11 protein-coding genes are annotated in these 14,967 nt (G+C 64.8%); 1 reads left to right on the forward strand and 10 read right to left on the reverse strand.

Going from position 1 to position 14,967, the window contains the following annotated elements; genetic code table 11:
• The first annotated feature begins 11 nt into the window (after positions 1 to 11).
• The gene (gene sbmC / locus REA38_RS00940; RefSeq protein ID WP_308884603.1) at positions 12 to 479 is read left to right on the forward strand and encodes a DNA gyrase inhibitor SbmC; all 468 of its coding nucleotides are present in this window, start codon (positions 12 to 14) and stop codon (positions 477 to 479) included.
• Positions 480 to 670: 191 nt separating this feature from the next.
• Here sbmC and REA38_RS00945 read toward each other — a convergent pair whose 3' ends face one another.
• The 10 genes from REA38_RS00945 to tagH all read right to left on the reverse strand — a co-directional run bounded on the left by REA38_RS00945 (position 671) and on the right by tagH (position 14,850).
• Positions 671 to 2,599 (reverse strand): type VI secretion system Vgr family protein, encoded by a 1,929-nt coding sequence (locus REA38_RS00945; RefSeq protein ID WP_033653607.1) that lies wholly within the window; start codon positions 2,597 to 2,599, stop codon positions 671 to 673.
• Between the two features lie 141 nt (positions 2,600 to 2,740).
• Entirely contained in the window at positions 2,741 to 4,186 is a 1,446-nt protein-coding gene (locus REA38_RS00950; protein WP_308884605.1) for a serine/threonine-protein kinase, read from the reverse strand.
• Positions 4,187 to 4,235: 49 nt separating this feature from the next.
• Positions 4,236 to 6,890 (reverse strand): type VI secretion system ATPase TssH, encoded by a 2,655-nt coding sequence (gene tssH, locus REA38_RS00955; RefSeq protein ID WP_094859950.1) that lies wholly within the window; start codon positions 6,888 to 6,890, stop codon positions 4,236 to 4,238.
• A gap of 56 nt (positions 6,891 to 6,946) precedes the next feature.
• Positions 6,947 to 8,017 carry a type VI secretion system baseplate subunit TssG gene (gene tssG, locus REA38_RS00960; protein ID WP_033647813.1) on the reverse strand — a complete coding sequence of 357 codons (1,071 nt, stop codon included), beginning with the start codon at positions 8,015 to 8,017 and terminating at the stop codon, positions 6,947 to 6,949.
• Positions 8,014 to 9,900 carry a type VI secretion system baseplate subunit TssF gene (tssF, locus tag REA38_RS00965; RefSeq protein ID WP_039565447.1) on the reverse strand — a complete coding sequence of 629 codons (1,887 nt, stop codon included), beginning with the start codon at positions 9,898 to 9,900 and terminating at the stop codon, positions 8,014 to 8,016. The genes tssG and tssF overlap by 4 nt, the downstream gene beginning before the upstream one ends.
• 4 nt (positions 9,901 to 9,904) lie before the next feature.
• Positions 9,905 to 10,480 carry a GPW/gp25 family protein gene (locus REA38_RS00970; RefSeq protein WP_308884610.1) on the reverse strand — a complete coding sequence of 192 codons (576 nt, stop codon included), beginning with the start codon at positions 10,478 to 10,480 and terminating at the stop codon, positions 9,905 to 9,907.
• A 2-nt stretch (positions 10,481 to 10,482) separates the two neighbouring features.
• On the reverse strand, positions 10,483 to 11,304 hold the full coding sequence (locus REA38_RS00975) for a type VI secretion system accessory protein TagJ (protein WP_265093611.1): 822 nt from the start codon (positions 11,302 to 11,304) through the stop codon (positions 10,483 to 10,485).
• A 15-nt stretch (positions 11,305 to 11,319) separates the two neighbouring features.
• Positions 11,320 to 12,306, reverse strand: a complete 987-nt coding sequence (locus REA38_RS00980) for a type VI secretion system-associated protein (protein ID WP_308884612.1) — start codon at positions 12,304 to 12,306, stop codon at positions 11,320 to 11,322.
• A 28-nt stretch (positions 12,307 to 12,334) separates the two neighbouring features.
• Positions 12,335 to 13,108: a PP2C family serine/threonine-protein phosphatase gene (locus REA38_RS00985; protein WP_015378289.1), complete on the reverse strand. Its 774-nt coding sequence runs from the start codon at positions 13,106 to 13,108 to the stop codon at positions 12,335 to 12,337.
• The gene (gene tagH / locus REA38_RS00990; RefSeq protein ID WP_308884613.1) at positions 13,108 to 14,850 is read right to left on the reverse strand and encodes a type VI secretion system-associated FHA domain protein TagH; all 1,743 of its coding nucleotides are present in this window, start codon (positions 14,848 to 14,850) and stop codon (positions 13,108 to 13,110) included. Before tagH ends, REA38_RS00985 begins: the two co-directional genes overlap by 1 nt.
• Positions 14,851 to 14,967 lie beyond the last annotated feature (117 nt).

Raw genomic sequence — 14,967 nt, forward strand, 5'->3', positions numbered from 1 at the left:
GGGGAAGGGCGATGAGCGTGAGGATTATCGATAAGGCGGCGGAGAAGGTGGTGGGGGTGAGAGTCGTGGGGCCGTATCCGCAGACGATCCCACAGGGCTCGCAGCAACTGCTGGCATGGCGGCAGCGCCACGGCGTGCCGTTCGGCAAATGGCTGGTGCTGTATTGGGACGATCCGGCGGAAGTGGCGCCGGAAAATCTGCGCGCCGACGTGGTGATGAGCGTGGCGGACGATTTCGCGCTGCCGGCGGAGAGTGAGGGCGTTACCGTGCAGACGCTGCCCGCCGGGCAGTACGCGGTTTATCGCGTGCGCATCAGCGATGGCGACTTCGAGCGGGTGTGGGGCGAGTTCTACCAGAAGCTGTTGCCGGCCAGCGGCTATCAGCCGGTTGAGGGGGTAAGCTATGAGCACTATCGCAACGACTGCGAAGCCGACGGCTATTTCGACCTCGATATTTACCAGACGGTGAAGAAGTGGTGAGGGGGCGTTGATGATAAGGAAGGCTGAAGCGATGAACGGGACAGCTTCAGCCCGTTGTTTTGGCTAAACGTCGGTGACCTTGCCGCCAGCGCATTCATCTCCTTGCCAAAAGGGGTTACAGCGGCAGCCGGTTTTGCCGGCGCCGCCGCCCGAAAGCCGGCGTTAACCGGCTTTCCCTGCGTGCCACTTGGCTACTCTTTAGGGAACAGCTGATCGACGGCGCTCTGGATCGCCGCCTGATGGCCGCCGCCCGGCGCGGCGGTGCGCGCGGCGCCGCCGGGCTGGTTGAGATCCAGCTGGCCGCCGGTATTGATCTCCCCGTCCTCTTTCACCGTGATATTGAAGCTGGTGCCGGTGATGTTGATTTGGCCGTTCGCCAGCAGCTCGATCACGCTTTCGCCGCACTCCAGCCGCAGCGATTCGCCGGAGCCGAGGGTAAAGGCGTTGACCACGGCGTCGCTGCGCGTTTTGCCGGTCAGCGCCGAGGCCTCGCCTTTGACGCCGCTGGCCTGATTGAGCACCACCCGTTTGATCTGGTTGCCGCCCACCAGGTGGGTGTGGTCGTTAGCGATGCTGTGGCTCTCATCGTTTTTGACCTGGGTGTCCATGTTGCGTTCCGCCTGGATCCACACCTGTTCGGCGCCGGCCTTGTCTTCGAAACGCAGGGCGTTGGCGTTGTCGGCGGTGCCGTCCTTGGAACGGCTCATAAAGCCCATTTGGGTGGCGGCGGCCGGCAGCGCCCACGGCGGCATGCTGGCTTCGTTATAAACGCGCCCGGTGACGATCGGCCGATCCGGATCGCCGTTGATAAAGTCCACCACCACTTCGTCGTTGACGCGCGGGATCTGCACGCCGCCGTAGCCCTGGCCGGCCCAGGCGCTGGAGACGCGCACCCAGCAGGAGCTGCCGTCGTCCTTCGGCCCGAAGCGGTCCCAGTGGAATTTCACCTTGATGCGGCCGTATTTGTCGGTCCAGATTGATTCGCCGGCCGGGCCGACCACCCGGGCGGTCTGCGGCCCGTGGGTTTTCGGCCAGGTGGCCTGCTGCGGCGGGTGCCAGGGCACGTCCGCCGGCAGCACGGTGAAGTCGATACGGTGTTCGCTGCTCTGATCGTCGCCGCTGGCGTAGCGGTTCTCTTTCAGATGGTAGTTGGCCTGCAGCGTCAGGTACTCGCGGTTGTCGTCGGCGTGCGGGGCGTTATACAGCGTAAAGGTGCTGCCGGGAGCGATGCCCATCGCGGTGGCGGTGCCCCGGATCTGCTGATGTTCGGCCTGCCAGGCCTCCTGGCGCACGCGGGCGTAGAACTCCCCCTGCTGATGCTCGGTGTAGCGGCCCGGCCAGTCGTAGACGTCGATCTGCCCCGGCGTCGGCGAGACCGGGTTTTGCCGCGCCTGGAACAGCCAGGCGTTCGGCTTGCGGAAATCGTAGTCGTCCAGGCTGTAGATGCCCGGCGTGACGCGATCGGACAACGTCCACTGGCTGATGCCTTCCTCGCTGGTGCTGCCGCCGGACGGCGTCAGGTGGTAGGGGATCATCTCGTAGCCGGGATAGGGCTGGTGGTGGTGGGGCGCATCCCCGAGCACCAGCGTGTGTTTGCCCATCTCGTGTTTGAAATAGTAATAGATGCCCTCCAACTCCATCAGGCGGCTGATGAAGTTGAAGCTGCTTTCGTTGTACTGCACGCAGTAGCCCCACAGGCGATAGTCGCCGGTCAGCTGATCTTCCAACTGCACGTTGTGCTCCGCCAGCAGAGTCTTGACGATCTGCGGCACCGTTTGTTCCTGGAAGATGCGGAAGTTGCGATCCTTGGTCATCGGCCACAGATCCGGCTGCACGTGCAGGTTATACACCGCGTAGCGCGTGCCGCCGATCTCTTCGCTGCTGACGGCGATGGCGGTGATCTTGCCATTCAGGTAGCGCGGGGCGCTGAGAAAGCCCTGAGTCGGGATCTCCAGCGTCAGCGGTTGGCCGAGCAGCGCTTTGCGATCGAGCCGCGCGTCGGTGCTCAGCAATTCAATAGAGAAGTCGAAAGGGGTGGAAAGCGCCTCGATACCGTCCAGCGAGCGGAACAGCAGCTGCTCCTGGCCCAGCGGCGTGTGCGCAATAATGCGATCCAACATGAGAACATCCTCTGTGATTGACGTCGTGCCCTGCATACCCCGATGTTGCAGCGGCCTTGCCGCGCGGCCAATGATGGTGGGCAGTGGTGCGTCAGTCTCATGAAAAAGGGAACCCCCGCGGCGGCGGGGGGCAGAACGGGATTAACCGGCGGTGGCCGGATTGACCAGCCAGGTGCCGGCGTTGTCGATGCTGAGTTGCTGCTGGCGGAGCCGATCGTTGTGGCGGATCTCCAGCTGATAACGACCCGGCGCCAGATTCAGACTGGCGAAGCCGTTTTCGCCCGGCGTCACCTGCTGCGGCTTGCCGTCGAGGCTGACCTGTTCGCCCGGCTGCAGTTTGAAGTACACCAGCGCCACCGGCTGCGGTGGCGGCGCCGCCTTTTGCGGTTCCACCGGCGCAGATGGCGCGATTTGCGGCGCGCTCGGCTGCTCCGTCAGGGTTTTCTGCGCCGGTGACGTCTCGGTGTTTTGCGCTACGGCCGGGGTATCATCCTCGCCGCCGCTCAGCCAGGCGACGGCGCCGATCGCCAGCAGCGCCGCGACGCCGGCGCCGGCCATCATCGGCCGCGAGAATTGGGTGCTGCGCGCGGTAACGGCGCCGGCGGCTGCGGCGGCGGCAGCCGGGTTGGCGGCCACCAGCAGGTTCTCTGGCGCGGCGGCCGGGGTGCTGACGATTTCGTTTTCATCGGCGATCGGCAGATGCAACAGCTCGGCCATTTCATCGATGGTCTGCGGGCGGTCTTCCGGTTTCAGCGCCAGCGCGCGGTCGACGGTGCGCAGCAGCTCCAGCGAGTAGCCGGCGGGACGGCGCTCGGCCAGTGGCTGATAGCTGTCTTCGATGCTGCGCACCACGCTGACCGGCGGCGGCGAACCGACGATCAGCGTGTGCAGCACGGCGCCCAGTGCATAAATATCGGTCCAGGGCCCCTGTTCGCCGTCGCTGTTCTCGGTGTACTGCTCGATCGGCGCGAAACCCGGTTTCAGCATGATCTCCGTTTCGTCCGACAGGTTGCCGATCTCTTTGCGCGCCGACCCGAAGTCCAGCAGCACCGGCAGCTGGCTCTCCTGGATTTGGATGTTATCCAGTGAGATGTCGCGGTGCAGGTAGCCTTCCTGATGGATGGTGTTGATGGCGCTGAACAGCGGCGGTAGCAGCCGCCGGATCCACGCCTCGTCGATCTTCTCCGGCTGCTGCGCCTGCAGGTTCTTCAGCGTGGTGCCGCTGTAAAACTGGGTGCCCATGTAGGCGGTGCCGTTCTCTTCCCAGAAGCGCAGCACGTGCAGCAGGCCGGGGTGCGAGAAGCGCGCCAGCAGGCGCGCCTCCTGAATAAAGCTGTTCAGCCCGGCCTGGAAGGTTTTGCCGAAGCGCTCGCCGCGCAGCCCGATGCTGAGATCGTCGTTGCGTTTCGCCAGCGAGGTCGGCATGTACTCCTTGATGGCGATGGTGCGTTCCAGCTGGTGATCGTAGGCGCGGTAGACGATGCCGAAGCCGCCTTCGCCGATCGCTTCCTGGATCTCGAATTCGTTGAATCGATAGCCGCTCGGCAGGCTGTTCGAATTCGGTTTGGTTATCCCGGTTCCCGACATAGTGATGACTCTCTGTGTTCAAAGGGCCGCCGCCTCGGCGGCCGTGGCGTTATGCCTGAAATTGACAAATGAATTCGTTGTTCTGCAGCGCGATATGCAGCTGGCGATAGCGCTGGTCGTTGGCGCTGCCGGTCAGCAGGGTGTGGCTGATCTGCGGCAGCAGGGTGTTGGTCAGGATGGCGTCGACCATGCGGCCGCCGGACTCCACCTCGGTGCAGCGGCTGACGATCTGCTCGATGACCGCGTCGTCGAAGGTGCAGACGATGTCGTGATTCTCCGCCAGGCGACGCTGGATGCGGCCCAGCTGCAGGCGCACGATGTTGCCCAGCGTAGCGTCGGTCAGCGGGTAATACGGCACCACCAGCAGGCGGCCGAGCAAGGCGGCCGGGAACACCGACAGCAGCGGCTGGCGCAGCGCGCCGCTCAGCGCCTCTGGCTCCGGCAGCAGCTCCGGATCGCTGCACAGTCCGGCGATCAGATCGGTGCCGACGTTGGAGGTCAGGATGATGATGGTGTTGCGGAAATCGATATGGCGGCCTTCGCCGTCCTCCATCCAGCCCTTGTCGAACACCTGGAAGAAGATTTCATGCACGTCCGGGTGCGCCTTCTCGATTTCGTCCAGCAGCACCACGCTGTAAGGACGGCGGCGCACCGCCTCGGTCAGCACGCCGCCTTCGCCGTAGCCGACATAGCCCGGGGGCGCGCCTTTCAGCGTCGAAACGGTGTGCGACTCCTGGAATTCGCTCATGTTGATGGTGATGACGTTCTGCTCGCCGCCGTACAGGGTTTCCGCCAGCGCCAGCGCGGTTTCGGTCTTGCCGACGCCGGACGGCCCGGCCAGCAGGAACACCCCGACCGGCTTGTTCGGATCGTCCAGCCGCGCCCGCGAAGTGCGCACCCGGCGGGCGATCAGATCCAGCGCATGGCGTTGGCCGATCACGCGCTGGTTCAGGGTGTCGGAGAGTTGCAGCACCGCCTCAATCTCGTTTTTCACCATGCGGCCCAGCGGGATGCCGGTCCAGTCGGCCACTACCGCCGCCACGATGTTGGCGTCGACGGCGGCGAAGATCAGCGGCGCTTCGCCCTGCAGCGCGCTCAACTGCTGCTGCAGTTCGCCCAACTGGGCACGCAGCGCGTCGGCGTCAGGGCCAGCCTGCGTCTCTTCGTCGGCAGGCTCCGCTTCCTGTTGGTGCAGCTGAGCGCGCAGTGTGATGATCTCTTGGATCAGCGCCAGCTCCTGCTGCCAGCGCTCGGTCAGCTGTTCCAATTCCTGGCGCAGCGCGGTCAGCTGGGCTTCAATCTCCTGCGGGCGCAGGGGATCGCCGATGCCGACCTTGGCCTCGCGGCGGGCGATATCCAACTCTATCTGCAGCGCATCGATGCGGTGGCGGCAGTCTTCGACCTGAGCAGGCTCGGCATGTTGGCTGACCGCCACGCGCGCGCAGGCGGTATCCAGCAGCGCCACCGCCTTGTCCGGCAACTGGCGGGCAGGAATATAGCGATGCGACAGCCGCACCGCGGCGTCCACCGCTTCATCCAGCAGCAGCACGCGGTGGTGTTGCTCCAGCGGGCTGACGGTGCTGCGCAGCATCAGCAGCGCTTTGTCTTCGCTCGGCTCATGTACCTGCACCACCTGGAAACGGCGGGTGAGCGCCGGATCCTTCTCGATGTATTTCTTGTATTCCGACCAGGTGGTGGCGCCGAGGGTGCGCAGCTGGCCGCGCGCCAGCGCCGGTTTCAGCAGGTTTGCGGCGTCGCCGGTGCCCTGGGCGCCGCCGGCGCCGATCAGGGTGTGAATTTCGTCGATAAACAGGATGATCGGCGTCGGGCTGGACTGCACTTCGTCGATCACCGCCTGCAGCCGTTTTTCAAACTCGCCTTTGACACCGGCGCCGGCCTGCAGCATGCCGATGTCCAGCAGGCACAGTTTCACGTCGCGCAGCTGCGGCGGCACGTCGCCGGCCACGATGCGCAGCGCCAGGCCTTCCACCACCGCGGTTTTCCCGACGCCAGCCTCGCCGGTGAGCAGCGGGTTGTTCTGGCGGCGGCGCATCAGGATATCGATGATTTGCCGGATCTCCTCATCGCGGCCGGCCACCGGGTCGATCTCGCCGTTGCGCGCTCTGGCGGTCAGATCCTGGGCATACTGCGCCAGCACGCTTTCACCGCTGCGCGCCGCGCCGGATACGTTCTCGGCGCCGCTTTCAGCCGGCGCATCCTGGGCGTTTTCCGCCGAGTGAGCGGTGATGGCGGCGAACTGCTCCATCAACAGATCGGCGTTGATGCGCTCGAACTGCGGGGAAATGGCCTTCAGCAGATGGCGCAGGCTGTAGGTTTTCAGGATGCCGAGCAGCAGGTGGCCGCCGCGGATGCGCGCCGCGCCGAATTTCAATGAGCCATAGACCCAGGCGCGTTCCACCGCGCTGTCGATGTGCTCGGACAGATCGGAGATGGCGCTGGCGCCGCGGGGCAGGCGATCGAGCGCCTCGACGATATCGCGCGCCAGCTGCGCCTCGTCCAGCGCGAAGTGGCGGACGATCTGCTGCAGATCGCCGTCCGGCGATTGCATCAGCTGATGCAGCCAGTGCGCCAGTTCGACGTAGGGGTTACCGCGCAGCTTGCAAAACGCCGTCGCACTTTCCAGAGAGGTGAATAACAGGCTATCCAGTTTGCCAAATAATACCGAGCGGCTGATTTCAGACATGGTTTTCCTCAGGTCTCAGAGTGGCCTGGCGCCGCAGGGCGCCGGCCGAAATAGGGTCAGAACGGATTTTCCAGCGGTTCAGGGCTGAAGATCAGATCGTCGAGATCGCGTTGCCGCCGATCGTCGGCCAGCCAGCTGCTCAGGCCCAGTCGCTGCGCGCCGCCGAGCTGGATGCCGTGCGCCTGTTCTTTCGCCAGGATCAGGCGCACTTCCCAGACGAACTCGATGCCCAGATATTGGCGCACCCAGTCGCGCAGTTGCCGGCACAGGTCGGCGCCGGGCAGGAAGCGGTCATAGTCTTGCTGCGGCATCGGCCCCAGCTCGATGCGGAATTTGTGCTGAATATCGCGCACCGCGATGCCGAGAAAGGCCGACTCGCCGAGCCGCGGCGCGCCGCGCCCGGCCTTGAGCCGAGCTTGCTCGCGCGGTTCCACCCGCAGCCAGTGCGGCACGTTTTCGACGATGCGCACCGGCACCTTGAAATACTGCTGCAAAATCTTGCTCAGGCCTTCCGGATCGCGGCTGTGGCGAATCAGATGACCGGCCATAAAATGTTTGGCGTGGGCGTTGATGCTGTCGCGTTCCTGCTGCGCCGGCTGGCCGATGCCGATCAGGCTCGACAGGTATTCGTCGAAGCGCCGGTTGTCCGGGCGATCCAGCGACACCGTCGGCTGCGCGTCGGCCCAGGCGCGGTAAAACAGCAGCGTCAGCCGGTGATGGAACAGGTTGGTGAACGCCAGCAGGGTGGTGTCCTGGTGGTGGTACACCCGTTCGCGCACGTATTCGGTCAGGTGCAGCGGCAGCGGCCCGTTGGGGCCGAACAGGCCGAAGCTGAAGATCGAGACGTCGTGCAGCGGGCTGTTGGCGCGCGGCGCCACCTGCGCCAGCGTGGAGGGCGCGAACGACAGCGACGGCTCCTGGCCCAGGCGCAGCATCTCGTGGCGCGGCAGCGGCGCGCGCCCCAGCAGGTAAGGCTGGCCGCCCTGGGCGTCGATGCGGCGCAGCAGCTGAAACAGATCGTGCTTGTAAGGCGCGCTGCGCAGCCGCGGCCAGAAGTCGTCCGGCAGGCGATACAGCGCGTTGATCTGCGGCGGCGCCAGTTCGGTGGCAATCATCTCCGCACTCATATCAGCGTCCTTTTGCCCATGCGCGCCTGCCAGTGGGCGATTTCGCCGCGCTGCTGGCTGGAGAGCGTCATCTCGGTGAAGGTGTTCATCGCCACCAGGCGCGAGAACAGGCGCTCCAGCACGCTGCCGAGCAGATAAGGGCTGTTGCCGGAGAACGCCTGCTCATCGACCGTCAGATCGATGGCGATGCCGCGCGCGAACACGATGGGGCCCGGCTCCGGCACTCGCCGATAGACCGGCCGCAGGTTGCAGTGGCGCACGCCCTGGATCTGTTTGGCGATCGCCGGCTCGCTCAGGTTGCCGTACAGCCCCAGCAGCTGGCGCAGGCTGGCGGCGCCCTGTTCCGGATCGCCGTCCATCATGCTGAGGTAGTTCAGCTGCAGTTGGCTGATCAGCCGCCAGGTGATCATGCCTTCGGCCAGCGCCGGGCGCGGCGGGGTGGGGCCTTTGCGCAGCGAGACCTGCTTGATCGGGATCGAATCGGGCATCACGAAGTTGCCCTGATCCTGCTGCAGCAACATCAACGGCAGGTCGCGGCTGGTGCACAGCACGTCGGCGGTGAGGTATTTCAGATCGCTGTGCCACGGCGATTGCCGCTCGTCCACCAGCGACACGAACACTTCCGAACCGGCATAGCCGGTGCGGGTGCCGTAGCGGCGGGCGTGCTCCGACAGCGTGCGCTGTTCGCGCCGCAGCGAGAAGTAGGCGCCATAGTTGCCGTCGTCCGCGCTCAGGGTGCTGTAAAACGGCCGAAACTCTTGCTCGTAGCGTTTTTCGCTGGCGCTGCCGCCGAGCCGCTGCACCGAGAACACTTCGTAATCCAGCGGCCGGATATTGTCGACCACCAGATGGTATTCGTGGTTTTTTTCGTTGATCGCGATGCGTTCGGCGACCTTCGGAAACAGGTTGATCACCGGCGTGCAGTGCAGCGCCAAATGGGCGGCGTCGACCACCCGTTCCAGCGCGGCGTCGTGCCGATCCAGCAGCACCACGATCTCGAACTGGCGCAGCGCCTTTTTCCCTTCGCGCACGCTCTGCAGCAGCGGGCGCAGGCCGTTGACGCTGAAGAACTGGAAGCGCGCCGGGAAGGCGAAGTACTCCTGCAGCAGCCGGTAGCCTTCGAAGTTGCGCAGGTCGTTGGGCAGCAGCGCCTGATCGGCGGCGAAGCCCTCCTGCCGCAGCCCGTCCAGCGCCAGCGCCCGCCGCTGTGGCTGCGCCTCCACCGTTTGGCAGACAAGCCCGACGCTGTGCTGCATCAGCAGTTCCAGCAGCTGCTGCGCCTGCATGTCCGGCCCGGCCAGGTAAAACATCAGCTGATCCAGCTGCAGGTTGTTGAGCGTCACGCTTTCGTAGCACTCGAGACGAATGCGCAGCGCGCTGACGCAGCCGCTGTGCTGCAGCCCCAGCGAGGCCAACGGGATATCGGCCGGAATGCCGCCCAGCTCGACGGCGGCGATGCGCACCGGCTGCAGCGTGACGTCATGGGCGGTGGCGTAGCTGCAGGTGATGCCACTTTTCTTCAGCGTCTGGCTGTCCATCATGGTGCCGCGCGGCACCACGAAACCGTTGCTGATGTCACCTTTGCTGCTGTCCGGCTGCAGTTCGGCGATCGCCATCGACGGCGTCGGCGACAGGTAGTTGGGGTAGATGATCTCTAGCAAGCGCTGAGAAAAGCGCGGGAACTCGGCGTCCATTTTCAGCTGCACGCGCGAGGTGAGGAAGGCGAAGCCCTCCATCAGGCGCTCGATATAAGGATCCGCCACGTCGATGCCGCGCATGCCGAGACGGCCCGCGACCTTCGGGTACTGTTCGGCGAACTCGGCGCCCATCTCGCGCAGATAGGCCAGCTCGCGGTTGTAATAGTCTAAAAGTTTACTGTCCATCGCCTTACCCTATGTCTTTCAGATCGAAGTGGCCGTTTTCCAGATCCACGTCGGTACGGAACAGAAACTCCAGCGGATAGGGCACGCACCACAGGCGGCCCTTGATTTCGATCGACAACACGTTGTGCAGCTCCAACGAGCCGGTGTCCGAGATGCAGCGCACCTGCAGCCCCTCGGGCAAAATGCGCGGCTCGAAATGGAGAATGGACTCGGTCAGCGCGCGCTGAATGTCGAGCCATTCGATGTCTGACATGCGCTTGCCCGCCAGCGAGGCGATGCCGTAATTCAGGGTGGAGCGCCGCACCTGCGGAAAATCGCCGAGATCCAGATTGGATTCGCTGTTGACGCAGTTGAACAGCCACTGCAGATCGCGCTGCACCCGGCGGCGCAGTTCGCTGTGCGACACCAGGTTGCGCACCTGCGTCTCCTGTTTTTTCTGCGGTTCGTCGTCGGTCAGCATGTCGAGCAGCACCGGCTGCATTTTGTCGCGCGACGTCAGGCGCTCGCTGTCCTGACGATAGCGATAGCCCTGGCGGTGCAGATCGCCGCCGTCGTAGTGGGGTGGGCGCTTGTCGTTCATGGTCAGGCGCTCGCGTCGAAGCTCAGCTGCCGCAGGCTGTGCAGCGGGAATTCGTCGCTTTCGCTGAGCCAGGTCTTCAAGCCCAGCCCCGCATAGTGGGTGCCGTCGCCCAGCGGTTGCCATTCGGTGCGTTTGCCCAGCAGCAGCGCGTCGTCGCTGTCTTCGGCCAGCGGGTAGCGGGCGGGCAGTTGGCACACCTGTTCGCGGCCGTCGGTCAGGCGCACCAGCGCATGGCTCCACACCAGATCGATGGCGCTCTGCGGCGCCTGGAACTGGATCGCGGCGATGTCGGCGAACGGCAGCCAGTAGTAAACGCCGTTCAGCGCCAGCTCGCACACCGGGCCGAGGCGGCCGTCACCGTCGGTCAGCCAGTCGAAACGCAGTTGCCGTTCTTGGTCGCCTTCGGCCAGCGTTAACCGCCCGGCGCCGGCCGGGGCGGCCTCCAGCGCTTCATCGCGCAACGCCTGGGCCTGTTCGGCCGCCCCTTGCGCATCCTGATGCAGCGCCTGCACCATCAGTTTCAGCCAGGGCTGATCCTGCCGCAGCAGCGCCGGCGCGGCCGTGCCGGCAAACACCGCCTGGCGTTGCAGCTCGGCGTTGACCGACTGCATCAGCAGCAGCGTGGTCGGTTGAGCTATCGGTTTCAGCGCCTGCCAGGATTTCAGCTGCGCGTTGGCGCGCGTCCAGTTGCCGCTCAGGCACAGCAGTTGCACCAGCGCGGCGCGCAGGTCGGCATCCGCCGGTTTCGCCTTGATATCGTTTTCGACGGCGGTGATGGCCGCGCCGATCGACTGGCCTTGCAGCATGCTTGCTAATGATTTCACAGGCTTTCCTTATAATCAGTGAGTGGCGCCGTTAACCGACAGGTAGCTGCCGCTGGCGGGATCGACCCGGTCTGCGGCCAGCTTTTCCACCAGCTTGAAGGTCAGCGGAGCGGGGGCGCTCAGCAGCGGTTGCCAGGCGGTTTGCGCCTGCTGCAGGCGCTGTTTGATCTTGTTCTCGTCTGCGGCGTCGACGCGCGGCATTTCAACGATCGCTTCGCCGTTGAACGCCCACGCGTGCAGCTTCGGTTCGAAGCTCAGCAGCAGGAAGCTGCCCGGCGCCTGCGGGTTGCCGCCCAGAACCAGCCGCTGGGCGTTGGCGCTGACGACGGTCAGCGCGCGATCGCCGCCGTTGATCTGCGCCAGCGGATAGCCTTGCAGGAACCACAGCGTCGGCGAGAGGATTTGGCCGCCCTGTTGCAGCGTGACCGCGCCGCTGCCCTGCAGCCAGCCGTCCTCGCCGCAGCGCAGCGCGTCGCCGGCGGGAATGAACAGCGCGCCGCCGTTGGCTTCGTCACGCCAGAAGGTGCGGAAGTGGCAGCCCTGCGGCAGGCTGAAACGCTGAGCCGGCGCGGTGTCCGCTTGCGGAGAGGTCACGGCTACCGCCGCAGGGATCGCCGGCTGCGGCGGGATCTGCGGCTGCTCGACGGCCTCCTGTTTGACCACCGGTTTCCAGCCGCGCGCTTTGGCGGCCTCGCCGCTGGCCAGCTTCTCACCGCGCTTGTCGGTCAGCGTCCAGGGCAGGTGGCCGGTTTTCGGGCACTGCTTTTCCAGCAGATTGCCGACGCGCGGCAGGAAGTCGTTCAGCACCGCCGGATCCTGGCTTTGCGCCGAGACGATGCGCAGCGGGATGCTTTTGCCGCACCAGCTTGCCGGATTGCTGTTTTTGACGTCATCGATAAACACTTCCAGCTTCTGGCTGGGGGAGTAAACCAGGCGATAGTTCATCGCCTGCGCGGTCGGCACCGCCATCAGGGCGACGAGCCCCGGCATCCAATATTTCATAGTGAACCTTGCTGTGAATGTGCGCTGCTCAGTCGCGGCTCAGAAACCGCTCCGCATCCGCCAGCGAATGCAGCAGGGTGGTTTCCTGCGGTGAGCCAATCCAGACGGCGATAGCGCTGTAGTTATCGCTGTTATTGTTTTTCTTCCATGCCTGCTGCATCAGAGCGATCCACTCGCTGGGGGAGTTGACCATGTGCAGCGACTGTTCCAGTTCGGCCTGGCTGAAGCTGTGCCAGAAGCCGTCGGTGCACAGCAGGAAAACGTCGCCGTCTTCCAGCTGCAGCACGTCGCTGTAGGTGGCGTCGCGCTCTTCATTGAGCCCCAGCGCGAAATACAGCAGGTTGCTGTTGATGCCGTTGGTCTGATAGCCGGCGTCCTGCATCTGTTGGATCAGGCTGTGGTCGGTGGTGACGGCATGCAGGTAGCCGCGGCGGAAGAGATACAGGCGGCTGTCGCCGGCGTGCGCCCAGTAGGCCAGCTGATAATCGCGATCGATAAACAGGCTGACCAGCGTGGTGCCCATCTTGCTGTATTCGTCCGACTGCCGCTGCTGCTGGTGGATGGCGGCGTTGGCGCGCGTAATGTGCTGGCGAATGCTCTGGGCGTTCAGGTGCTTTTCGCCGTCGAAGTTTTGCAAAATGGTGTCGCGCGCCAGTTTGGCGGCGATATCGCCGCCCGGAAAGCCGGCGATGCCGTCGCACACCACGAAGCAGGCGGCGCGGTTGCCGAGCACCTCGCCGGTCTGATCCTGGTTGGAGGCGCGGCCGCCCTGGTTGGAGGTAGAGGCTATGGTGATATTCATTACGCGTCCGGTTTGGTCTGTGAGTCTTTGTATTGATTCACTTCAACGTCATAGGCGTGCAGGAAGGCTTCGCCGAACAGGGTGTGGAAATCGTCCTCGATCTCGCCGGAGGTTTGCTGATAGTTCTTCACGAAGTAGTCCCACAGCGCAGCCTTGCGGTTGGCGGGCAGCGACAGGCGCGGCGCCACGCCTTCCTTGCGCGCTTCCTCTTCGAGACGCTCCGGGTTGAACGACTGCAGCATGGCGGCGATGATGGCGCGAATACCGGCGATCATCCCCAGCTGGTGCGCCTGCAGGTCGATCAGCGCGTCGCGCACCGCCTGTTCCGGCGGCATAAAGCCCGGCATCTGGCTGCCGAACATCTGCATCAGCACCGTTTTGCCCGAAGGCAGCAGCTTGAACGGGTTGTTGGCCTCGTCGAGGATCATGGTCATTTCGGCCTTCACGCCGCGCTTGAGGATCGAGCGGGATGACAGCAGGGCGACGGTGCCTTGCGAGAACAGGCTCAGCAGGCGGCCGGCCTGGCGGATCTGTTGTTCGTCGAAGTGCGGCTGCGGCTGCAGATCGTCGAGGCCGATGCCTTGCAACAGCGCCGCCAGCAACGGCCCTTCCAATGTGTCGCCATTCGGCGCGGCGGCATGTTGCCGCTGGGCGGACTGGTAGGCGACCGGATCGATGCCCAGGCGGTTGCCCTGGCGCGGGCGCGGCGGCTGCACGGGTGGTTCCTGCTGGCTGAACTGCGGCGCGGGTTGGGGCTGCGGCTCGGGGATTTGCACGGGCGCTGGCGTCGGCTGTGGGCGCGGCGCTTGCGGTTGTGCGGCGATCGGCGGCGGAGACGGCGGCGCGGGCGGCTGTACCGGCTCCTCCGGCTGGGCCAGCGGCACGGCGCCGCCCATTAGCAGCCCCAGCGGATCGTTGCTGTTCAACGCTTCTGGCGAAGCGGGCGCGGATGAACCGCCGAACAGCGCCAGCGGATCCAGCTCTTGCTCCGGTTGCTGCGTTTTTTGGGTGGGAGCCGCCGGGCGCGGCGGCGCAGCCTGCTCCGCCAGCAGCGCGCTGGGGGTGGTATCGGCCAGGATGTGTTCGCGCTCAAAGGTGGTGTCGGTGTTGAACAGCGCTGCCGGATCGGTTTGCTGCTGCTGCAGCTGGCGCAGATCGACATCGCCCGCCAGCTGCGCCAGCGGATCGGCCGGGTTCAGCTCGCGAGCGGGGGTATCCAGCAGCGGGTGGTTGCCTGGATTGGCGACCGGCGGCGGTGTGACTGTGGCGGCGGCCGGCGCATTCGGCGTGAATTCTTCCACCAGGCTGTCCCAGATTTCGTTGGGGATTGGCGCGGCGGATTTTTCTTTGGCGGCGGCTGCAGGGGCCGCAGCAGCGGCAGTGGCGGCGGCCTTGGCCACCGGTTGAGCCTGTGGCGCGGCGTGCTGTTGCAGCGCGCTGACTTCAATCTGGTAATCGTCGATGCCGAGCACGTCGCCGTCCTGCAGTTCAACCTGGCGGCCACGTTCCAGCGGAATGTCGTTCAGCAGCACGCGGGTAACGTTGCCGCGGTTGGTGATGCGGCATTCGCCGTCAGCGGAAATATGCACGATCGCCTGCAGGCGAGAAATGGCGCGCTCTTCGTCCGGCAGCACCAGGTTGTTGTCCACGCTGCGGCCGATGGTGCCGCCCGGCGGCAGAAAATCGCAACTGCTCTGCGGCGGAACCTGGCCGCTTTTATTTTTTACAATGGAAAATCGCATAAGGCATTCCTGCTGATTAGGAGGTAGTGCAATAATTAATGATTCGATCTGTGGCTTGCCAAAATTGGCGGGTATTTTGGCAAGCCGTTAAGTTGTTTCTTAACTCGTTCACTAAGG

Origin of the sequence: Serratia sp. MF1(2023) (assembly GCF_030954545.1) — a bacterium.
In the GTDB taxonomy this organism is placed as follows: Bacteria; Pseudomonadota; Gammaproteobacteria; order Enterobacterales; family Enterobacteriaceae; genus Serratia; species Serratia sarumanii.